Below are 21,537 nucleotides of genomic sequence, written 5' to 3'. Positions count from 1 at the left end.
TCCGCGACTACGGCGGGCTGGCGTGTGCCGGTCCGCCGTTTATCTGGCGGATAAACGCCATCGGCGAATAGCCCATCGCTTTGCGGAACATCGCGGTAAAGGCGGCCGGATACTCATAGCCCAGACTGAGCGCGACTTCGGTAACCGAACGCCCCTCACGCAGCGCCGTCATGGCGTACATCAGGCATGCCTGCTGGCGCCAGTCGCAAAACGCCATCCCGGTCTCCCGGCGAAACAGACGATTAAACGTGCGTACGCTTTTACTCAGTTTTTGCGCCCACTGCTGCGGCGTACTGCGGATGCTCGGCTGGCGCTGAAAATCGCCGCATAGCGCCGCGAGGTGGCTGTTCTGCGGAAGCGGCGTAAACATCGGCAGCGGCGCGGCGGCGCGCAGTTCATGGAGCAGCAGCGCAATCAGGGCGGCATCGCGCCCGCTCTCGTCATACAGCAGCGGTAGCTGACAGGCGGCCAGCAGCAGCTGATGGGTCAGCGGAGAAACCTGTAAGACTTCGCAGCGTTCGCTTTCCCGCGGGGCGTCCCGCGCGTCAATATACAGGCTGTGGGTGCTGACGCCGGGCATCCAGACGCGATGCGGTTTCGTCGCCGGGATCCAGACCCCGCTGAACGGCGGCACCAGCCACTGGCCGTCGTCCGTTTCGACCTTCATTAATCCGTGCATGGCGTACAGAAACTGCGCCCGGCGGTGGCTATGTCGCTCCAGAAGCGTGTTGGGCGGATAGTCGCTGCCCAGCGCCAGCACCCGGCGAGGAAGATGGTCGACGTCATTAATCGCAACGTTGCGCATGAAGATAGCCCTGGCTGAAATTCGTAATAGATTGGCTTTAAAGCGTAAGCCGGCCACGGCGTTATTCTATATCGTTACCTCCTTTTGTGGAGGAGTGCGAATGAGCGACTGGCTTTTTCTGTGCGGCATACTATCGGGCGTGACCACCTGGCTCTTTGGCTTCGGCGGCGGTTTCGTTACCGTCCCGCTGCTCTATTTCCTGGTGACCGGCGCGTGGGGCGCGCAAAGCGTCGTCGGGCAACAGGCGATGCACATCGCCGTCGCCACCTCGGCGCTGGTCATGCTTTGCTCCGCGCTGCTGGCGAGCTGGCGACACGCGCGTACCGGTACCCTCCGCTGGCGCCGCTTATGGGCCATGCTCATCGGCATTGCCGTTGGCGGAACGGCGGGCGCGCTGCTGGCGCTTGAGGCGAGCGGGGCGTGGATCCGCTGGCTGTTCGTTATCTACCTGCTGGCAACTGTTGCCGATTGCTACCTTCGCGCCGGATTTATGACCCCGCCATCCCGCCGGGTGATACCGACGGTGCCGCATGAGCTAACGGTAGGGGGGATCATTGGCCTGATCGCCTCTTTTCTCGGCGTGGGTGGAAGCGTGATGACCGTCCCTCTGATGCGCCGTCGCGGCGTGCTGATGGCTGAAGCTGCGGGGATGGCCAATGTATTGACGCTGCCGCTGGCGGCAACGGCGACGCTAACCTGGCTGTTGATGGCCTGGCTGTCGCCGGTGGCGTTACCGAATGGGTTTGTCGGCAATATCTGGCTGTCGGCGGCGGCGCAGCTGGTGGCGGGAAGCTGGCTGGGGTTAAAAATCGCCTCCCGCTGGCTGGCGCGTTTACCGGACCGCTGGCATGTGCGAATTTATCCGCTATTGCTGATTGCCGTGCTGCTGGTGATGAGCGTGTGGGGATAATGAGGGACGCGGCGCTGCGCATCCATCCGAGAGTAGCCCGGGTCATTCTGCTGTCATTTTTCTTGCGCATGCTCTCGCCAGACGCCGTGGCCGATAAAGGAAAATAAACGATGGGTAAAACGCTGACCATTTTCGATCTGGATAATACGTTAATTAAGGGCGACAGCAGTACGCTGTGGAGCCGCTTTATGGTGCGCGAAGGCTGGGTAAACGATCCCGATTACCTGGCGCGGGAAACGATGCTGATGGACGACTACGACCGCGGCGAAATGAATATCGCCGATTATGTGGCTCTGATTCAGGCGCCGCTGATTGGCGTCGCAAAGCGGGAGGTGGACGCGCTGCTGGCGCGCTGCGTGCGCGACGAGATTATGCCGCGCGTGTATCCCCAGGCGTGGGATCTGATTCGGACTTTACAGGCTAAAGGCGAGCAGATGCTGGTGATCTCGGCCTCGGTCAGCCTGCTGGTGCAGGCGGTGGCGGCGCAGCTGGGTATCGAACAGGCGCTGGGGATTGACGTTGAGATGGCCGACGGCGGCTATAGCGGCGTGATTGCCGGTACGCCGAGCTATCAGCAGGGGAAGGTGGTGCGCCTGGCGCAGTGGCAACAGGCGCATCCTGAATACTCGGGGGAGGTGACCTTCTACACCGACTCGATCAACGACCTGCCGCTGTGCCTGCATGCCGACCGCGTACGGCTGGTCAATCCGTGCCCGCAGCTGGCGGCGGCGAACGCGCAGCACCAGTGGCCGGTGCTGGCGTGGCGGCTGTGATTTTTCCCCCGGGTCGCGGCGTAAACGCCTTACCCGGGCTACTTTTCGTGCCGTTTGGGTAGCCCGGACAGGTGCGCAGCACCGCCTCCGGGAAAAAACTAATCAGCTTTAAACAGCGGCACCGCGCTGCCGCCGATATAGCGGCGGCGCAGCCAGGCGGACAGCGTATCCATCGCCATCACCACCGCCACCAGCAGCAGGGTAATAAACATCACTACGTCCCAGTTCCACAGACGCATATTTTCCGCATAAATCAGGCCAATGCCTCCCGCGCCGACAAAGCCGAGCACCGCGGCGGAACGGGTATTCGATTCAATCTGATACAGGCTCAGCGCCAGGAACGTCGGGAAAGACTGGGTAAAAATGCTGAAACGGTGCTTCTGCAAACCGTTCGCCCCCACCGCCGTCAGGCCGCGTCCCGGCGAGCGGTCAACCGCCTCGTGTCCCTCTGCGTACAGTCGGCCCAGCAGCCCGGTATCCTGCATAATTATCGCCAGCACCCCGGCCAGCGGCCCGAGCCCCACGGCGCGGACAAAAATCAGCCCCCAGATAGCCATATCGATACCGCGCAGCACGTCGAACAACCGGCGCATCAGCAGGGCGATCGTTCCCGGAATCACGCCGCGCATAATATTCCGCGCCGCCAGAAACGAGAGCAGCAGGGCGATGACCGTCGCGGTAAGCGTCCCGGCGAAAACAATCGCCAGGGTAATGGCGATTTGCGTGAAGTAATAGCGAAACGGCCAGTTGAAAAAGTCGTGCCAGACGAACATCCGTAGCAGATAGCGGCTGATTTGCTGCAGCCCCGTGGCGAGCTGCTCGCCGCTGATGCCGAACTGCATAAAGAACCAGACATAGTAGAGGGCGCTGGCCAGCGTCAGCAGGCCGACGTAGCGCAGATAGCGCCCCTGGGCCTGGTATAAATGCCGATGCTGGCGACGGCTGGCGGCGATATCCGGTTGATTTTGCCACTGACTCATTTTTTCCCCTCCAGAACCCACTGCCGCAGGCGGCCGGATAGCATATCCAGCAGCGATACCACGATAATAATCAACAGCAGCGTGATGCTGACCTGATCGTACCGGTCCAGTTTGATATTGGTCATCAGCTCCTGGCCGATGCCGCCCGCGCCCACCAGCCCGAGGATCGTTGAGGAGCGGAAGTTAATTTCGAGGCGCATAAAGCCGTAGGAGAGAAAGATGGGTTTCACCTGCGGCCACAGGGCAAAGCGGATACGCTGCAGATGCGACGCGCCGCAGGCGGCCAGGCCGCGTACCGGTTTATCCTGGGCGCTCTCTACCGCTTCATAGAACAGCTTGGTCAGGCTGCCGATGGTGTGGAGCATTAATGCCAGAAAGCCGGGGATCGCCCCGATACCAAAAGCCATCACGAAGATCACCGCCCACGCCAGCTCCGGCATGGTGCGCAGAAAAGCCACCAGCACGCGGACGGCAAAACGCAGCGGGGCAGGGGACCATGCGTTGTTGGCCGCAACGAACGCCAGCAGGGTGGCAATCGCCACCGCCACCAGCGTGGACGCCAGCGCCAGCTGCAGCGTTTCCCAGATAAGCGGCAGCTGAATGGGCAGACGATAGCCCCAGTAAGCCAGAGAGCCTTTAGTGTGCGAATCGGCAAACAGGTCGGCGACGTGCAGCGTCGGCAGCGTCTCAAACATGTAATCGAGAAAATTGGGCAGCGCGTGCCAGATAGTAAAGAGATTAAACTCGGCCATACTGCCGGCGGCAAAATAGAGCGCCAGCAGCAGCAGGGACCAGCTAAAGGTGTCGCGCTTTTGCCGCGAGCGGACCTGCTGGTAATAGCGTTCGAATTCGGTATGGGTATTATTCATGCGTCGCTGTGTCTTCAACGAGTCGCCGCCGCCCGCGAGACTGGCCGGGCGACGGCGTCAGGGCGGGATTAACGCGCGGTAACCAGTTCGCGTTTCATATCAATGATCTGCTGGAAATCGGCTACGCTGCCCGGGCCGATATGCTGCGTACCGCCCATCGCTTTGATAAAGCAGGCGTGATCGTCGGTATCCAGCTTTTTAATCGCGGTGACGACTTTGGCCTTAAAGTCAGCAGGCAGGGAATTGCTGACCAGGATTGGGCCGTTCGGGATCAGCGGCGATTGCCATATAATGCGGATTTGCTTCATCAAATCCGGGTGATCCATGCGAATCAGTCGGTTGAAGGCGCCGACGCTGTAGCCGCTATTATAATCACCCACCATCGAGGTCCAGGTCACCGCGCCGGCAAACTGACCGTTCAGCACGCCCAGAATATCCTGCTCGTGGCCGCCGGAGAAGGTCACGCTGGAGAAGAAGTTATTATATTTATTATCCGACGTGCCGCCGAACTGCTGTTTAAAGGCGTGGTTGGGAATTAAAAAGCCGGAAGTGGAGTCCGGATCGGCGAAGCCAAACGCTTTGCCTTTCAGATCTTCTAACTTTTTATATGGACTGTCGGCTTTGACAATCACCACCGAGTGATAGCCGCGGGACTGATCTTTATCATCTACGGCAATCCCGACAATATCGACGGCTTTAGGATTGTTAATATAAACGGAAGCGTATGATGACGGCGACATACTTAAGACCACGTCAACTTTTCCGCCCAGCAATCCCTGAATCACGCCGGAATAGTCGGAAGAGTTACGTAATTTTGTATCGACCTTCAGCTCCTTATCAAGAAACTGTTTAACGCACTGGTTATCACCAATTTGTTGGGTTGCGTTCTGACCGCCAAGGATGCCAAGATTTAATTCCTTAGGCTGTTCAGCAGCGCTTGCCTGCCACGCCATCATAATGCCTGCAACCGCTGCGGATAAACGAACTGCGCCAGTGATGTACTTTTTCATTATTTTGCCCGTGTGAGTGAAATTTAATGCAATTGGCTAATTTCATCGCCGTACAGCCGATGCAGAATATCCTGATTCAGCTGCGTGGGATGATCGTCAAAAATAATCTTGCCCTTGGCTACACCGATGACCCGCGTGCAATATTCACGCACCAGCTCCACCGAATGCAGGTTTACCATCACGCTGATACCCTGTTCGCTAATTTCGCGAAGGACATTCATAATCCGCTGCGTATTTTTCGGGTCGAGAGAAGCGACCGGTTCATCGGCCAGCAAAATACCCGGGTTTTGCATCAGCGCCCGGCAAATCGCCACGCGCTGCATCTGCCCGCCGGAGAGGTTTTCCGCCCGCTGTAGCGCATGCGGCAGCATATTCATCCATTCCAGCAGGGAGATGGCGCGGGCGCGGTCCGCGTCGGGGAAAACTTTGAATAATGATTTCAGGGTGGAGGTCTGGCGCAGGCGACCCAGCAGCACGTTGGTCAAAACGTCGAGACGCGGGACCAGGCAGAAATCCTGAAAGATCATGCCGCACTGGCTGCGCCAGGCGTTTAGCGCGCGGCCCGACAGCTTTGATACGTCCTGCGGCGTACCCACTTCCGGATAGCTGAGGATCTCGCCGCCGCTGGAGCTGTGGGTACCGTTCAGTACGTGCAGAAGCGTTGACTTTCCGGCGCCGGAGCGGCCAATGACGCCAACCAGCTCGCCCGCATGAAGATCGAAACTGATGCCGTCCAGTACGGTTTGCTGCGCGCTGTAGGATTTGCTCAGGTTGCGTACGCTCAGGACCTTACGCTGCCTGTCGATAAAGGGCGGCGTAAACGGTTGATAATCGGTTTCTGCCACCGCAGCCAGGGAACTGTTCATAAATGCGTCCAGGTTCGTCAGTAAACTGGGCACTATTAATGGTGTTTTATATGACTGCCGGATGACAGTAAGGCGAACAAATAGTGAACGGATGCGAAAGCTGGCCTATTTGTTGGAAAAAAAGTTCGTCATAGATCACACTTTTGCATCAGCAATCGGGCATCTGAGAATACTCTGCCTACCTTTAATACGCGATAGCGCATGAGATTAATAATGATACGTATTTCATCTGATAAAGATGACGCGTTTTATGCGACATTAGCCGGGTAATGCTATCGCCGCGGGTACAACGGGACGACTCTGGACGCTCGTGCAATTCTTATATCTGAGTCGGTTTAACCGAGTAGATAATCTTCAGGTACTGGATTACGATTCGCGGCGGAAAATTTTTAGTCGGTGACTATCCCTTTTGTGCGGCGTGTAATTCCATTATTTACGCTAATTAATGAAATTAACCACTGATTTTGTGTTGTTTATTGGTTTTATGTTCTTATTTTTTGAATTTATTCGGTTTTTTCGCTTTTTTAAATAAAAGTGAGGTTAAGAATAGTCTTAACAACTAATGGCTAAGATCCTGGAACATATAATATTCACTTAAGAATCTACGCATATCCCACCAATAACCGTATGAAAACCAATGATTTTTGTGTTTAACTCAATATCCTTATTTTTATTCTTCTGACTTAAATTGACCTGGTCGGTAATTAGCCCTTTGCGCACTTATTGACACACATGGAGAAAAATCCTAAATTTGGTAACACAAGAAACAAGCAAGTCATTTAGTGCTCTTTATCTCTAGCAATACTATTTTGAATTTTGATTGAATATATTAAAGAGGGAATTTGCTGACTTAGACTTTGCAGGCCTGGGCTATCAGCAGTGTTGTGATACGTTCAAGATTTCCAGGACTATGGGGTTTAACTTTATATGGATTATAAATATTCTTTGGACCAGTGCATCTGGCCAGCGCATGACAGCTATTTTTTAAAAGGACTCGCTGAGCTAATTATTGATATTGATGACCTGATTTACCTGTCGCTTGAAAAGGTACGCCGGGAGTTTGTATTTATTAATCTTAGCGCCAGTTCGCTGAATTATTTTATCCGCCGCGATAGCGAGTGGCTGGCTGAAATGAAAGGCAAGCAAATTGTATTAATTGCCGCGAGGCGCTCGGAAGCGCTGGCCAACTACTGGTATTACAATGGTGCTATTCGTGGCGTGGTCTATGTGGACTTAGCCAAGGATATTCGTCAGGAGCTGGCATACGTTATCAACGGCCGTTTTCTACGTAAAGATATAAAGAAAGACAAAATTACCAACAGGGAAATGCAAATAATTCGGATGACGGCACAGGGAATGCACCCGAAATCTATTGCCAAGATTGAAAATTGTAGTGTGAAAACGGTTTATACCCATCGGCGAAATGCCGAGGCAAAACTGTATTCAAAGATATATAAGTTAGCGCTGTAATTAGTAATAAACGTTGTTTTTAAAATTGTGCACCAGGTCGTAACACCCAAAATAATTTGCGTCGCAGATAATAATGATGCGGCCTGAACTATGGCGGGAATGCACACAGACGTGGGACATCAGGTCCCTTAATAAACTCAGGATGAAAAAGCTATGAAAAAAAAGGTTCTTGCAATTGCTCTGGTAACCGCGTTTGCCGGTATGGGTGTCGCTCAGGCAGCTGACGTTACTGCTCAGGCAGTCGCTACCTGGTCCGCAACCGCCAAAAAAGACACTACCAGCAAGCTGGTGGTGACTCCGCTGGGCAGCCTGGCTTTCCAGTATGCCGAAGGGATTAAAGGCTTTAACTCACAGAAAGGCCTGTTTGATGTGGCTATCGAAGGCGACGCCACCGCGACCGCATTCAAACTGACCTCTCGTCTGATCACCAACACCCTGACTCAGCTGGATACCTCTGGTTCCACCCTGAGCGTGGGCGTTGACTACAACGGCGCTGCGGTCGAAAAAACGGCTGACACCACCATGATCGACACCGCGGCGGGCATCCTGGGCGGCAACCTCAGCGCGCTGTCTAACGGCTATAACGTCGCGGGTCGTACTACCGCTCAGGACGGCTTCACGTTCTCCATCATCAGCGGCACCACCGATGGCACAGCTGCTGTTACTGACTACAGCTCCCTGCCGGAAGGTATCTGGAGCGGTGACGTCAGCGTACAGTTCGACGCGACCTGGACCAGCTGATCCTCTCGTAGCACCAGGCAGGGGGGCTCCCCCTGCCTTATTTCACGGATTGAATTCATATGAAAAAACACATTCTGGCCATCGGCCTGTTGCTCAGCACAATGACGCCAGCCCTGGCGCTGGATGTGGGCGATATCTCTTCATTTATGAACAGCGGCAGCAGCACGCTGAGCAAAGAGATCAAGAACACGACCGACAGCGGTCGCTTAATTAACATCCATATGGAACGCCTCTCTTCGCCGCTGGACGGTGGCAAGGTGATCCCGATGGATAAGCAGGACGAGATTTTACTGACCCCCGCCAGTCTGCTGCTGCCCGCGAAGGCCAGCGACGTGATCCGCTTTTTCTACAAAGGCCCGGCGGACGATAAAGAACGCTATTACCGCATTGTCTGGTTCGATCAGGCGCTCAGCGATGCTCAGCGCAATGGCTCGACCCGCAGCGCGGTAGCGACGGCCTCGGCGCGGATCGGCACCATCCTGGTGGTCGCGCCAAGAAAAGCCAACTTCCGCTATCAGTACGCCAACGGCACGCTGGTCAATACCGGTAACGCGACGTTGCGCATTCTTGCCTACGGCCCGTGTCTGAAGCCGGCTGACGGTAAAGAGTGCAAGGAAAATTATTTCCTGATGCCGGGAAAAGAACGGCGCTTCACGCGCGTGAATGTGGCGGATAAAAAAGGACGGGTCGCGCTCTGGCAGGGCGAGCAGTTTGTTCCCGTGAAATAGACATTTCTTCTGACGGATCAACATTATGGCTCTACCAGGGAACGCTCCAGGATTAAAAACACTCCTTGCCTCCGGCATGGTCATTTTGCTGGTTCCGTTTAGCGTCACTGCCGCCACCGACAAAGTACAGCAAATCGGCGGCGTGATTATCCCTCAGGCCTTCAGCCAGGCGCTGCAGGACGGAATGAGCATCCCACTGTTTATTCATCTTGAAGGCAGCACCGGTACCCAGGACGATCAGCGGATCGGCAATGCCTTTATCTGGCTGGATAATGGCGTTCTGCGCGTTCGGCAGATTCAGCTGGAAGAAAACGATAATAACGCCACCGTCAGCGAGCAGACCCGCAAACAGCTGACCGCGCTGGCCAATGAAGCTTTCAGCAAAGATCTTAACATTAGCCTGACGGATGACGCCCGGCTACAGCTCAGCCTGCGCCAGCTGCTTCTGCAGCTGGTGGTAAAAAAAGAGGCGCTGGGTACGGTGCTGCGCTCGCGCAGCGAAGATATCGGTCAGTCCAGCGTCAACACCCTTAGCAGCACCCTGAACTATAACCTCGGGGTCTATAACAACCAGATGCGCAACGGCGGCAATAATACCTCCAGCTATCTGTCGCTGAACAACGTTACCGCGCTGCGCGAGCACCACGTGGTGCTGGACGGCTCGCTTTACGGTATTGGCTCCGGCAATCAGGACAGCGACGTCTATAAAGCGATGTATGAACGCGACTTTGCCGGTCACCGCTTTGCGGGCGGGATGCTGGATACCTGGAATTTACAGTCCCTTGGCCCGATGACCGCCGTTTCGGCAGGGAAGATCTACGGCGCTTCCTGGGGCAACCAGGCCAGTTCGACGGTGTTCGATAACACCCAGTCGGCTACGCCGGTGGTCGCCTTTTTACCCGCCGCCGGGGAAGTCCATCTGACCCGCGACGGACGCCTGATGAGCGTGCAGAACTTTGCCATGGGTAACCATGAAGTCGACACCCGCGGCCTGCCGTACGGGATTTATGATGTCGATGTTGAAGTGATTGTGAACGGCCGGGTGGTCAGCAAACGCACCCAGCGGGTCAATAAATTGTTCAGCCGCGGACGCGGCGCCGGCGCGCCGCTGGCCTGGCAATTCTGGGGCGGCAGCTTCCATATGGATCGCTGGTCCGAAAGCGGTAAAAAAACGCTTTCGGCAAAAGATAGCTGGCTGGCGGGGGCCTCGGCCTCCGGGTCGTTCAGCACCTTAAGCTGGGCGGCCACCGGCTACGGCTATGATAACAACGCCGTCGCCGAGACGCGCCTGACCCTGCCGATCACCGAGTCCATTAACGTGAACCTGCAGAATATGCTGGCCAGCGACAGCTCCTGGAGCAGCATCGGCAGCATCAGCGCCACGCTGCCCGGCGGCTTTAGTTCGGTGTGGGTCAACCAGGAAAAAACGCAGATTGGCGACCGGATACGGCGCAGTAATGCCGACAACCGGGCTATCGGCGGCACGCTGAACCTCAATTCACTCTGGTCAAAGCTGGGTACCTTCAGCATCAGCTATAACGACGACCGCCGCTATAACAGCCATTACTACACGGCGGATTACTACCAGACGCTTTACACCGGCTCATGGGGATCGCTGGGCCTGCGCGCGGGCGTACAGCGCTTTAATAACGGCGACAGCAGCGCCAGCACCGGGAAATATATTGCGCTCGATTTCTCGCTGCCGCTCGGCAACTGGTTCAGCGCCGGGATGACGCACCAGAACGGTTACACCATGGCCAACCTGTCGGCGCGTAAACAGTTTGATGAAGGCAGTATTCGCACCATCGGCGCGAACGTTTCGCGCGCCATTTCCGGCGATACCGGCGATGACAAAACCCTCAGCGGCGGCGCGTATGCTCAGTTTGATACCCGCTACTCCACCGGCACGCTGAATGTGAACAGCGGCGTGGATGGCTATGTGAACACCAACCTGACCGCCAACGGCAGCGTGGGCTGGCAGGGGAAAAATATCGCCGCCAGCGGCCGCACCGATGGCAACGCCGGGGTGATTTTCAAAACCGGCCTTGAGGATGACGGCAAGCTTAGCGCCAAGGTTAACGGCCGCATTGTGCAGCTCTCCGGCAACCGTAATTACCTGCCGCTGTCGCCGTACAGCCGTTATGAAGTGGAGCTGCAGAACAGTAAAAACTCGCTCGATAGCTACGATATCGTGACCGGGCGTAAGAGCCAGTTGACCCTTTATCCGGGCAACGTGGCGGTGATTGAGCCGGAAGTGAAGCAGATGGTGACGGTCTCCGGGCGTATCCGCGCGGAAGACGGCACGCTGCTGGCTAACGCGCGGATTAATAACCATATCGGTCGTACCCGCACCGATGAGAACGGTGAGTTTGTGATGGACGTGGATAAAAAATATCCCACCATCGATTTCAGTTACGGTAAAAACCAGAGCTGCGAAGTGGCGCTGGAGCTGAGCCAGGCGCGCGGCGCGGTGTGGGTGGGCGATGTGGTCTGTAGCGGCCTCTCCACCTATGCCCGCACGCAGCAGACAGGAGAAGGTAATGAAAGCTAAATGGCTGGCATGTTTAGTGATGTTCACGGCGGCGCTGTGCGTGACGCGGGTCAACGCCGCGGTCACCAAAACCACCTGGCCGGATGCGGCGACTATGCAGTTTGTTTTCGTGGAAAACAACTCGGACGATAACTTCTTTGTCACCCCGGGCGGCGGGCTGGACCCGCGCATGACCGGGGCTAACCGCTGGACCGGGCTGAAATATAACGGCTCGGGCACCATTTATCAGCAGAGCCTGGGCTATATCGACAATGGCTATAACACCGGTCTGTACGCCAACTGGTTCTTCGATATGTGGCTGGATAACTCTCCCGCATCTCATCCGTTACAGGGGCTGCGCTGTATCAACTGGTATGCGGGCTGCGATATGGCCACCAGCCTGATTCTGCCGCAAACCAGCGATGCCAGCGGCTTCTACGGCGCGACGGTGACCCCCGGCGGACAAAAGTGGATGCACGGCATGATGTCCGACGCTTTCTACCAGTATCTGCAGCAGATGTCGGTGGGCAGCAGCTTCTCGATGACCATCAACTCCTGCATGACGTCGGTGAGCTACGACGCCAGCAGCGGCGCGCGCTGTAAAGATCAGGCTTCAGGTTACTGGTACGTGCGCAAAGTCACCCATACTAAAGCGGCAAACCTGAAGCTGATTAACACCCATGCGCTGGCGGAAGTCTTTATCAACAGCGACGGGGTCCCGACGCTGGGCGAGGGGAACGCCGACTGCCGCACCCAGACTATCGGCTCCCGTTCCGGTCTGAGCTGCAAAATGGTGAACTATAATTTGCAGCACAATGGCCTGAGTAATACCTCAATTCATATTTTTCCGGCAATCAGCAACTCGGCGCTGGCTTCCGCGGTCGGAAGTTATGATATGCAGTTCAGCCTGGATGGGAATTCATGGAAGCCGGTGAGCGGCATCTCCCAGTACTATACGTTTAATGAGATGAAATCATCTGACTCGGTTTACGTATTTTTCTCGAGCAACTTTTTTAAGCAGATGGTCACGCTGGGCATCAGCGACGTGAACACCAAAGACCTGTTTAATTTCCGTTTCTATAACACCACCTCGCCGGAGTCAGGCTGGTACGAGTTTTCGACCTCCAACACCCTGATTATTAAACCGCGCGACTTCAGCATCAGCATTATTTCCGATGAGTACATTTCGGCGCCGACGCGCGAAGGCTACGTGGGCAGCGGCGAGCCGTCGCTGGACTTTGGCTATATTGTCACCACCAGCGGCAAAACCGCCGCCGATGAAGTGCTCATTAAAGTGACCGGGCCAACGCAGGCGATCGGCGGACGTTCATACTGTATTTTTAGTTCACCCGACGGCACGTCGAGAGTACCGTTCCCGGCGACGCTGGCGTTTACCACCCAGACCGGGACCATCAAAACCTACGATGCCGGATGCGATGATACCTGGCGCGATATGACCGACGCCCTGTGGTTAACCACGCCGTGGACGGATATTTCCGGCGACGTCGGGCAGATGGACAAAACGACGGTGACGTTTTCCATTCCGATGGATAACCCGATATCGCTGCGCACGGTGGAAGATAACGGCTGGTTTGGTGAAGTGAGTGCTTCAGGAGAAATTCATGTTCAGGCGACGTGGCGTAACATTAACTAATTTGCTGCGGATGCTTATCTGCCTGCTGTCGCTCGGCTTCGCGACCGCGGCGCAGGCCATCTCGGTGGGTAATTTAACTTTCTCGCTGGCGGCGGAAGATAACTTCGCGTCTAAACGGGTGATTAATAACAATAAAAGCGCCCGACTGTATCGGGTTTCTATTGTCGCTATCGACCGCCCCGGCGGCAAAGAGGTGCGTTCTCGCCCGGCGGACGGCGAGCTGCTGTTTGCCCCGCGTCAGCTTACCCTGCAGGCGGGGGAGAGCGAGTATTTTAAGTTTTACTACCACGGCCCGAAAGATGACCGTGAGCGCTATTACCGGGTCTCCTTTCGTGAAATACCCACCCGCAATTACGTGATGCGCAATAAAAGCGGTACCGAGGTGAGTATGGATCCGGTGGTGGTGATGGACACGATTCTGGTTGTGCGCCCGCGCGAGGTACGGTTCAAGTGGGCCTACGATCGGGCGGCGGGCACCGTCAGCAATACCGGGAATACCTGGTTTAAGCTGCTGATCAAGCCCGGGTGCGATACGACGGAAGAGGAAGGGGATGCATGGTATTTACGGCCCGGGGACGTTGTTCGCCAGGCCTCGCTGCGCCAACCGGGGAACCACTACATCATCTATAACGATAAATTTATAAAAATGACCAAAGACTGCCCGGTGAACTAACCGGGCAGCTTTTTTCGCGCTTCGTCGCTAAACCGTACGCCCGGCATAGCGGCGGTTCGCCAGCAGGCTCAGGCCGCAGCACAGCAGATAATAAACCGCGCCGGTAAAGACAAATATCGCCAGCGGGTAAATCTGCACCCGGTTATTGACCTGCCCGGCGACGGTGGTCAGTTCCGGCACGTTGACGATAAACGCCAGCGACGTGTCTTTGAGCAGCCCGATAAATATCCCTACCAGCGAGGGCTGAACGTTGCGCAGAGCCTGCGGCAGCAGAATAAGGCGCAGCGTCTGTCCGGGGGCAAAACCCTGGGTCAGCGCCGCTTCGTACTGCCTGCGGGGCAGCGATTGCAGGCCCGCCAGCACCGAGTGCATCACCGACGCGGCGGTAAACCACGCCAGCGCCACCGTGACGGTGACCGCGCCCGGCAGGTCGCTGCCGGTGAGCATGGGGAGCAGATACCACAGCCAGAAAATGACGAAGATCAGCGGGATGCCGCGAATAATCTCCGCCCACAGGAAGAGCAGCCGCCGCACGATCCCGTCGTAGCGCCAGGCGATGGCCGCCAGCAGCACGCCCCCCGGCAGCGCCAGCGCGGCGGCGCCGATAGCCATCAGCAGCGTCAGCACCACGCCGCCGGGAATACCGTCCGCCAGCCGTCCCCACAGCAGATAATCGAGGTTATCAACGATAACCGCCAGGTTAGCGTTCATAGCCGGCTCTCCTTTGCTGATCCCTTCCCGGACCGAGACGCGTCAGCGCCACGCCCATGAGCACCCCAAGCGCCAGATACAGCGCGGTGCCGACGGCAAACGCCTCCAGCGCATGCGCGTTGTAGCTCTCGATTTGCCGCACCTGATAGGTCAGTTCGGCGAAGCCGATACCGCTCGCCAGCGAGGAGAGCTTCATCAGGTTCAGATACTGGCCGATAATCGGCTGCCAGGCGTTAGCCAGCCCCTGCGGCAGCAGAATGTGGCGCAGCTCCTGCCACGGCGTAAACCCCTGCGACAGCGCCGCTTCCCGCTGGCCGTGGCTAACGGCGCGCAGCCCGGAGGCGATCTCTTCGATCAGAAACGCCGAAGTAAAGACCCCGAGTCCCCACATTGAGCAGAGAAACTCCGGCGTCAGCCACCAGACGTTGCCCGGCAGAATCGACCAGCTGTGGTCGTCGTTGATAAAATCTCGCGCCCCCAGCGGCAGCAGATTCCAGGCGGCAAAATACCAGAACAGCAGCTGGACCAGCAGCGGCGTATTGCGGAACAGTGAAACCCAGGCCGCCACCAGCCAGCGGCCGGGCCTTCCGCCCCCGAGACGCAGCGCCAGCAGCAGGACGGCCAGCACGGTCGCCAGAATCATCCCCGCGACGCTGACCCAGACGGTGGTGAGAAAACCGGAGATGATCCACTGCAGCGGCTGCCCGCTCAGCACGCCATGCCAGTCGAGATGTGGGATCACGCCTCACTCTCCTGGTGCAGCGGATCGAGCACCTTCTGCAGGAAACGGCGGGTGCGGGCGTGCTGCGGCCGGGCGAAAAACTCGGCCGGCGGCGCGACTTCGAGAATATCGCCGCCGTCGATAAACACCACCCGATCGGCAATCTCGCGGGCGAACTGCATCTCGTGGGTCACCACCACCATGGTGATCCCGCTGTGGGCGAGGGTTTTCATGACCTGCAGCACTTCGCCGATCATCTCCGGGTCCAGCGCCGACGTGGGTTCATCGAACAGAATGATTTGCGGCGAGGAGGCGAGGGCGCGGGCGATCGCCACCCGCTGCTGCTGACCGCCCGAGAGCTGGGCAGGCATCTGCCGGGCTTTATCCGCCAGGCCAACCTGGCTGAGCAGCGCCAGCGAGCGCTCGCGGGCGGCGCTTTTGCTCCAGCCGTGAACGCGTTCCAGCGCGAGGGTAATATTCTCCTGCGCCGTCAGGTGGGCGTAGAGATTAAACTGCTGAAAAACGAAGCCGACCCGGCTGCGCAGCTGGCGCAGGGCGCTGCCGGTAAGCTGGCGCGTCGGTTTGCCGTCGATCAGAATCTCGCCGCCGCTAAGGGATTCCAGCTGATTGATCAGGCGGATCAGGGTTGATTTGCCCGATCCCGAAGGGCCGAGGATCGCCACTACTTCGCCGGGTTCAACCTGTAAATTTACGCCGTTCAGCACCCGATGGTCGCCGTAGCTTTTGGCGACATCGCGAAACTCAATGCTGGCGCGCTGCAGATGCGAAAAATCCGCGGACGATGCCGCGGAGCGTGAAAATAGAGCCGATAACATCATCTTTCTCTGCTTATTTCGCTTCGATAGTAAAGGCGCGCGGCTGCGGGGTTTTGGTGCTCGGGCCAAACCAGACGTCGTAAATTTTGGCCGCTTCACCGGATTTCTCCAGCTTGACCAGCTCGTCATTGACCGCTTTCAGCAGGGCCGGTTCGCCTTTCTTCACGCCGACGCCAATCTCTTCTTTGCTCAGCAGGTCGGGGATGATTTTGAAGTTAGCCTTGTCCGGCGCTTCCGCCAGCAGTCCGGCGAGGATGGTGCTGTCCTGGGTGATGGCCTGCACGTTGCCGTTACGCAGGGCGGTCAGCGCCAGCGGAATATCGTCATAAGAGAGCACGCGCGACTGCGGGAAACGCTGATGCAGCGCCTGTTCGCCGGTGGTGCCTTTTACCGCGCCGATGCGCGCTTTGCTGTAATCATCGAGCTTATCCGGCGATTTTGCCGGGACGAGGAACTGCTGGCCGGTCACGAAGTAAGGCGTTGAGAAATCAATGACCTGGGCGCGTTCCGGGGTGATGGTAATATCGGCTACGATCAGGTCGGCCTTACCGGACTGCAGCAGCGGAATGCGGTTGGCCGGGTTGGTGGCGACCAGCTCCAGCTTGACGCCGAGCGATTTTGCCAGCGCTTCGGCGAAGTCCACGTCGTAGCCGACGATTTTATGCGTTTTCGGGTCTACCGAGCCGAACGGCGGGTTGGCGTCGAAGGTGGCGACTTTGACCACGCCGGCGGCTTTGATATCGGCTAGTTGATCGGCCTGAGCCTGCGCGGCGAGCACCAGCATGCCCAGCGCCAGCGCGATTTTTGTTTTTGCAATGCGCATTGTTATTCCCCTGAATCCCTGTTTTGTTTTGTGTTTATCACGCTCCCACAAATCGCCCGTCGGCGGCAAAGAAGAAAAAGTTCTTATCTATAACGAAAAAGATCTTAACAAAGTTGTGGATATTGTTTACCCGGCTCTGTGCTACCAAACTGGGGAGACATTCCGTCAGCTATTGGTATCTTTCTGAAATCACAAGACTCGCAGCGATGCCCTGGTGCCCGCTGAAATCGGCGAACCGGAGGTCGGAAGACAAGGGCTGGCCGCCAGGGATGGCGGCCAGAGGCGAATCGAGACAGTGATGTCGAGTTGAGCCGACCGCAGGCTGAGGACCGGGAGGTGAGCGCAGTGCGCAGCACCGATTTCTTTGCGGGACCGCGGGGATTGTAAAGGGGGAGACGGTTTTCTCCCCCTTTACCCGTTCACGGGTAGCGGTGAGGCATTTTCTGCAGATTGCGAGTGAACGGAACCCTTGCGCATAGAATTACAAATCAGGCTCCGGCAAACGCAGCGGGTCCTTCCCAGCCTGCGCTGCGCTGCGCTTGGCTGGGCTACGGGGCCTCAGTTGTCTGGGGTCGCGTAGCCCGGATAAGACGTTTACGTCGCAATCCGGGAAAGGCCCCAATATGCATCCCACAGAATTACAAATCCGGAATTGATATTTCCCGCCCGCCGTCAACTGTGGTTGAAATAGACACAGGCAAAAATGCTTCCCGACGGAGGAGAAAAATGAAAGTGGCGCTGTGGCAACGCATAACGGGCTGGCTGGCTTCTTTATCTGGATCCGGCGGTGAAGCCGGTCAGCAGGATACCCAACGCATCATGGAGGCAATATTACCGGTCGCCAGTCTCTACGGAATTGAGCTCGGCAACGTTGAAACAAGGTGGTTTCGCCATGATAAAACATACTGAGCGGCGCAGGACGCGTGAAGCCTACTGGAACGAGGTGTGCTTTGTGTAGCGCGAGGCTGTTTGCGGTTGCGGCGACGCAGGAAGCGAAGCCGCAGCCCTGAACAGCTTTATCCCCCCAGATACATCCGTTTGATTTCCGGATTCGCCAGCACCTCCGGCGCCGGACCAGAGAGCATAATCTTCCCATTCTCCAGCACATAGGCGCGATCGGCGATGGTCAACGCCGCCGTGGCGTTCTGCTCTACCAGCAGCACGGTAATATTCTCTTCCCGCAGCTGCTTAATCGTCGCAAACAGCTCCCCGACAATTTTCGGCGCCAGGCCGAGGCTTGGCTCATCGAGCATCAGCAGTACCGGCTCGCTCATCAACGCTCTGGCGATCGCCAGCATCTGCTGCTCGCCGCCGCTCATGGTTCCCGCCATCTGGCTGCGCCGCTCTTTCAGCCGGGGAAACAGGCTGTACATGCGATCGCGCAGGCGGGTAAAGCCGGCGAGATTGTTGTAGGCCCCCATGCGCAGATTTTCTTCGATGGTCAGGTTGGTAAAGATGCGCCGTCCTTCTGGCACCAGCGCCAGCCCCTTACGCACAATCTGATGCGTCTGGCTGCGGGAAATATCCTCGTTGAGAAAATTGACCCGTCCCGTGGAACGCACCAGGTTGACGATCCCGTTGAGGGTGGAGGTTTTCCCGGCACCGTTGCTGCCGATAAGGGTCACAATCTCCCGGTCGTGAATATCAATGTCCACCCCTTTCAGCCCCTGAATCACGCCGTAAAACACTTTTAACTCGCGCGCGCTAAGCATAACGAACGTCCCCCAGGTAGGCGGAAATCACGTCCGGATCCTGAATGGCTTCGGACATCAGGCCGCTAAACAGCGGTTTGCCGTACTCCAGCACCATCACCCGCTCGCACAGCTTGTTGACGAACGGCATATCGTGCTCGATCAGCAGTACGCTGAGCTGATAATCGTTACGCATGCGGAAGATCAGATCCGCCAGATCCTCCGTCTCTTTCGGGTTCATCCCGGCGGCGGGCTCGTCGAGCAGCAGCAATTTTGGCGACGTCGCCAGCGCGCGGGCGATCTCCACCTTGCGCTGGTTGCCGTAGCTGAGGTTGGTGGCCTGCACGTCGGCGAAATGGGCGATACCGATATCGTCCAGAATCGCCATCGCTTTGGCCTTTGCCGCCCGCTCGGCGGGAAAGTAGCGGCCAATATGCAGCGCCGCTTCCAGCAGCGAATAGCGGCTGGCGCTGTCGAGGCCGACCATCACGTTTTCTAATACCGTCATCGAGTTGAACAGGCGGATATTCTGAAAGGTGCGGGCGATCCCGGCGTTGACCACCCGGTTCGGCTTCAGCCCCTTCAGCGACTTTCCCGCCAGGGTCACGCTGCCGCTGGTCGGCTTATAGTTGGCGGTGATGACGTTGAACATCGTGGTTTTGCCCGCGCCGTTGGGGCCAATCAGGCCAAAAATTTCCGCTTCGTCGACGTGGAAACTGACGCTGTCGATGGCCCGCAGGCCGCCGAACTGCATGGTCACGTCCTGCACCTGTAAAATGACCTTATTTTGCGCCATAGCCGCGGCCCCTTTTGCCCACTTGCCAAATCTCTTTTTTGCCCAGCAGACCTTCGCGGGCGAACAGCATGATGATCAGCAGCAGCAGCGAGAACACCACCATCCGCAGGCCCGGATACGCGCCGAGATCGTGACCGAAGAACTGGAGCGGCTGGTCGAGAAAGCGCAGCCACTCGCCGCTGCCGACCACCAGTACGGTGCCGAGCAGCGCGCCGGTGGTGCTGCCCAGGCCGCCGAGCACGATAATAATCAGCAGCTGGAAGGTGAGCATAAAGTCGAACAGACCCGGCGAGATGGTGGTCAGCAGCGAGGCCAGCAGGCCGCCGCCGATCCCTTCGAAGAAGGCGCTGGTGGCGAAGGCGCAGGTTTTAATGCGAAACGTGTTCACGCCCATGGCGATAGCTGCGTCTTCGTCGTCGCGCACCGCTTTCATCATTCGCCCGTACTTCGACCATACCAGCTGCAAAATCATCCCGGTCGCCAGCAGGGCGAACAGCCCGCACCAGAACAGCAGATGCGGCTGCTGCGGAATATCGTTGAGGCCAATGGCGCCGTTGGTGATCTGCGGATTGTTGATAGCGAGGATTTTAATGATAAAGCCGAAGCCGAGGGTCACAATCGCCAGGTAGTCGCCGCGCACGCGGAAGACCGGCAGGGCAAGGCAAACCGCCAGCGCCGCCGCGCACAGGCCGCTAATGAGCAGTGCGGGCAGGAACCCGGCGTGCAGCACGAGGATCCACGGGCTGGGCGAGGCCATCTCAAACATATCCAGCTTGCTGTCGCTGGGGAGGATCAGCAGGGCGGTGACGTAAGCGCCGACCGCCACAAAGCCGTTGGGCTCCAGCGACAGCTGGCCGGTCACGCCGTTGATCAGGTTATAGCTGACCGCGAGGATCATAAAGACGAAAATGGTGCTGATGACGCGAATAATGTAGTCGTTGAAGACGACGTTGATCCCGGCCAGCAGCGCGACGCAGAGAGCAATAATGACCAGGTTGCGCAGCTGCGCCCCGGCGGTAGTCGTAGCGTTGAGCATCAGAAACGGCTCCTTTCCAGACGTTCATCGCCCATAATGCCAACCGGGCGGAATAAGAGGACCAGAATCAAGAACATAAAGGCAAAGGCGTCTTTGTAACCGCCCAGCTCGGGAAAAAGAGCGACCGCCACCACCTCGGTAAAGCCGAGAATAAAGCCGCCGAGCACCGCGCCGGTGACGCTGCCGATTCCGCCGAGCACCGCGGCGGCGAAGGCCTTCAGGCCGATCAGCACGCCCATCAGCGGGTCGATGGTCGGGTAGCTGATGGAGTAGAACACCCCGCCCAGCGCCGCGAGGCTGCTGCCGAGGGCGAACACCAGCGAGATAATGCGGTTGGCGTCGATGCCCATCAGGCGCACGGTATTAACGTCGAAGGCCACCGCGCGGATCGCCATCCCGTAGCGGGTGCGGTACAGCAGCCAGAGGATCGCCAGCAGCAGCAGGACGGTGATCAGCGGCACGATCCACGCCACGTTGGTGATAATCACGTCACCAAAGGCGCGGGTGTTGTTGAAAAATTCCGGTGCGGAAAAGAAGCGCGAGCTGCCGCCAAACAGCACGTTGAACAGGTTTTCGAGGAAGAAGCTGACGCCGATGGCGGTGATCAGCATGGAGATTTTTGATGCCTGACGCAGCGGGCGATAGGCCACCCGGTCGATCAGCATGCCGAACAGGCCGCACAGCGCGAGGGTCAGGAAAACGGCTACCCCGAAGGGTAGCCCAATGGAAGAAAACAAAAACAGGGTGGTAAACGCCCCGACCATCATTACGTCCGCATGGGCGAAGTTGATCAGGCGCAGCACCCCATAAACCATCGTATAACCGATGGCAATCAGGGCGTACATGCCCCCAAGGCTCATTCCATTGACCACTTGCTGGAGAAAAATGGCACCATCCATCTGATATCCCTTATA

22 protein-coding genes are annotated in these 21,537 nt (G+C 57.5%); 9 read left to right on the top strand and 13 right to left on the bottom strand.

The features are described from left to right. Positions 1-7 precede the first annotated feature (7 nt). On the bottom strand, positions 8-805 hold the full coding sequence (locus ABLV30_RS21675) for a helix-turn-helix transcriptional regulator (RefSeq protein WP_025107222.1): 798 nt from the start codon (positions 803-805) through the stop codon (positions 8-10). A gap of 100 nt (positions 806-905) precedes the next feature. Between ABLV30_RS21675 and ABLV30_RS21670 the strand changes: the two genes are divergently transcribed. Together ABLV30_RS21670 and ABLV30_RS21665 are read left to right on the top strand one after the other, a co-directional pair. Continuing rightward, positions 906-1,715 carry a sulfite exporter TauE/SafE family protein gene (locus ABLV30_RS21670; RefSeq protein ID WP_025107221.1) on the top strand — a complete coding sequence of 270 codons (810 nt, stop codon included), beginning with the start codon at positions 906-908 and terminating at the stop codon, positions 1,713-1,715. Positions 1,716-1,825: 110 nt separating this feature from the next. Continuing rightward, entirely contained in the window at positions 1,826-2,488 is a 663-nt protein-coding gene (locus tag ABLV30_RS21665) for an HAD family hydrolase (RefSeq protein ID WP_163586122.1), read from the top strand. A gap of 98 nt (positions 2,489-2,586) precedes the next feature. On the opposite strand, the gene phnE (ABLV30_RS21660) is transcribed toward ABLV30_RS21665, so the two are convergent. The 4 genes from phnE (ABLV30_RS21660) to phnC form a co-directional block, all read right to left on the bottom strand. Continuing rightward, a complete protein-coding gene (gene phnE / locus ABLV30_RS21660) occupies positions 2,587-3,468 on the bottom strand; it encodes a phosphonate ABC transporter, permease protein PhnE (RefSeq protein WP_032748154.1) in 882 nt (293 codons plus the stop codon). After that, positions 3,465-4,337: a phosphonate ABC transporter, permease protein PhnE gene (phnE, locus tag ABLV30_RS21655; RefSeq protein ID WP_134899161.1), complete on the bottom strand. Its 873-nt coding sequence runs from the start codon at positions 4,335-4,337 to the stop codon at positions 3,465-3,467. The genes phnE (ABLV30_RS21660) and phnE (ABLV30_RS21655) overlap by 4 nt, the downstream gene beginning before the upstream one ends. Positions 4,338-4,405: 68 nt before the next feature. Then, positions 4,406-5,347 carry a phosphonate ABC transporter substrate-binding protein gene (gene phnD, locus ABLV30_RS21650; protein WP_009654530.1) on the bottom strand — a complete coding sequence of 314 codons (942 nt, stop codon included), beginning with the start codon at positions 5,345-5,347 and terminating at the stop codon, positions 4,406-4,408. A 23-nt stretch (positions 5,348-5,370) separates the two neighbouring features. Next, positions 5,371-6,213 carry a phosphonate ABC transporter ATP-binding protein gene (gene phnC, locus ABLV30_RS21645; RefSeq protein WP_265800662.1) on the bottom strand — a complete coding sequence of 281 codons (843 nt, stop codon included), beginning with the start codon at positions 6,211-6,213 and terminating at the stop codon, positions 5,371-5,373. Positions 6,214-7,140: 927 nt separating this feature from the next. On the opposite strand from phnC, the gene ABLV30_RS21640 reads away from it, so the two are divergent. The 6 genes from ABLV30_RS21640 (at position 7,141) to ABLV30_RS21615 (ending at position 14,009) form a co-directional block, all read left to right on the top strand. After that, positions 7,141-7,683 carry a helix-turn-helix transcriptional regulator gene (locus ABLV30_RS21640; protein ID WP_014228101.1) on the top strand — a complete coding sequence of 181 codons (543 nt, stop codon included), beginning with the start codon at positions 7,141-7,143 and terminating at the stop codon, positions 7,681-7,683. 153 nt (positions 7,684-7,836) lie between these two features. Then, a complete protein-coding gene (locus ABLV30_RS21635; protein WP_049082470.1) occupies positions 7,837-8,424 on the top strand; it encodes a common pilus major fimbrillin subunit EcpA in 588 nt (195 codons plus the stop codon). A 59-nt stretch (positions 8,425-8,483) separates the two neighbouring features. After that, a complete protein-coding gene (locus ABLV30_RS21630; protein ID WP_014228103.1) occupies positions 8,484-9,152 on the top strand; it encodes a hypothetical protein in 669 nt (222 codons plus the stop codon). 25 nt (positions 9,153-9,177) lie between these two features. Further along, entirely contained in the window at positions 9,178-11,703 is a 2,526-nt protein-coding gene (locus tag ABLV30_RS21625) for a fimbrial biogenesis outer membrane usher protein (protein WP_025107215.1), read from the top strand. A gap of 19 nt (positions 11,704-11,722) precedes the next feature. After that, complete coding sequence (locus ABLV30_RS21620; RefSeq protein WP_217076745.1) at positions 11,723-13,336, top strand: hypothetical protein; 1,614 nt, start codon at positions 11,723-11,725, stop codon at positions 13,334-13,336. Next, the gene (locus ABLV30_RS21615; RefSeq protein ID WP_014837540.1) at positions 13,305-14,009 is read left to right on the top strand and encodes a fimbria/pilus periplasmic chaperone; all 705 of its coding nucleotides are present in this window, start codon (positions 13,305-13,307) and stop codon (positions 14,007-14,009) included. The genes ABLV30_RS21620 and ABLV30_RS21615 overlap by 32 nt, the downstream gene beginning before the upstream one ends. Before the next feature lie 27 nt (positions 14,010-14,036). On the opposite strand, the gene ABLV30_RS21610 is transcribed toward ABLV30_RS21615, so the two are convergent. Genes ABLV30_RS21610 through ABLV30_RS21595 form a run of 4 tightly spaced genes read right to left on the bottom strand, consistent with a single transcriptional unit; the run spans position 14,037 to position 17,100 of the window. Further along, entirely contained in the window at positions 14,037-14,720 is a 684-nt protein-coding gene (locus ABLV30_RS21610) for an amino acid ABC transporter permease (protein WP_348865658.1), read from the bottom strand. Further along, the gene (locus tag ABLV30_RS21605; protein ID WP_014228108.1) at positions 14,710-15,462 is read right to left on the bottom strand and encodes an amino acid ABC transporter permease; all 753 of its coding nucleotides are present in this window, start codon (positions 15,460-15,462) and stop codon (positions 14,710-14,712) included. The genes ABLV30_RS21610 and ABLV30_RS21605 overlap by 11 nt, the downstream gene beginning before the upstream one ends. After that, positions 15,459-16,277: an amino acid ABC transporter ATP-binding protein gene (locus tag ABLV30_RS21600; RefSeq protein WP_014837542.1), complete on the bottom strand. Its 819-nt coding sequence runs from the start codon at positions 16,275-16,277 to the stop codon at positions 15,459-15,461. Before ABLV30_RS21600 ends, ABLV30_RS21605 begins: the two co-directional genes overlap by 4 nt. Positions 16,278-16,290: 13 nt before the next feature. Then, the gene (locus ABLV30_RS21595; protein WP_004099328.1) at positions 16,291-17,100 is read right to left on the bottom strand and encodes an ABC transporter substrate-binding protein; all 810 of its coding nucleotides are present in this window, start codon (positions 17,098-17,100) and stop codon (positions 16,291-16,293) included. 726 nt (positions 17,101-17,826) lie between these two features. Between ABLV30_RS21595 and ABLV30_RS21590 the strand changes: the two genes are divergently transcribed. Next, complete coding sequence (locus ABLV30_RS21590; protein ID WP_004129481.1) at positions 17,827-18,009, top strand: hypothetical protein; 183 nt, start codon at positions 17,827-17,829, stop codon at positions 18,007-18,009. Positions 18,010-18,116: 107 nt separating this feature from the next. Here ABLV30_RS21590 and ABLV30_RS21585 read toward each other — a convergent pair whose 3' ends face one another. From ABLV30_RS21585 to ABLV30_RS21570, 4 genes are read right to left on the bottom strand one after another with little or no spacing between them, the layout of a single operon-like run. Beyond that, positions 18,117-18,812, bottom strand: coding sequence for an ABC transporter ATP-binding protein (locus tag ABLV30_RS21585; protein ID WP_004848112.1), 696 nt, complete (start codon positions 18,810-18,812; stop codon positions 18,117-18,119). After that, complete coding sequence (locus tag ABLV30_RS21580; RefSeq protein WP_014228113.1) at positions 18,805-19,587, bottom strand: ABC transporter ATP-binding protein; 783 nt, start codon at positions 19,585-19,587, stop codon at positions 18,805-18,807. The genes ABLV30_RS21585 and ABLV30_RS21580 overlap by 8 nt, the downstream gene beginning before the upstream one ends. Beyond that, on the bottom strand, positions 19,574-20,623 hold the full coding sequence (locus ABLV30_RS21575; RefSeq protein ID WP_047724335.1) for a branched-chain amino acid ABC transporter permease: 1,050 nt from the start codon (positions 20,621-20,623) through the stop codon (positions 19,574-19,576). Before ABLV30_RS21575 ends, ABLV30_RS21580 begins: the two co-directional genes overlap by 14 nt. Beyond that, positions 20,623-21,522, bottom strand: coding sequence for a branched-chain amino acid ABC transporter permease (locus tag ABLV30_RS21570; RefSeq protein WP_004099333.1), 900 nt, complete (start codon positions 21,520-21,522; stop codon positions 20,623-20,625). Before ABLV30_RS21570 ends, ABLV30_RS21575 begins: the two co-directional genes overlap by 1 nt. Positions 21,523-21,537: the final 15 nt, after the last annotated feature.

The sequence above is a fragment of the Klebsiella sp. CN_Kp113 genome, assembly GCF_040064585.1.
GTDB classification, from domain to species: domain Bacteria; phylum Pseudomonadota; class Gammaproteobacteria; order Enterobacterales; family Enterobacteriaceae; genus Klebsiella; species Klebsiella michiganensis.
This window is presented reverse-complemented; position numbering and strand designations above follow the sequence as displayed.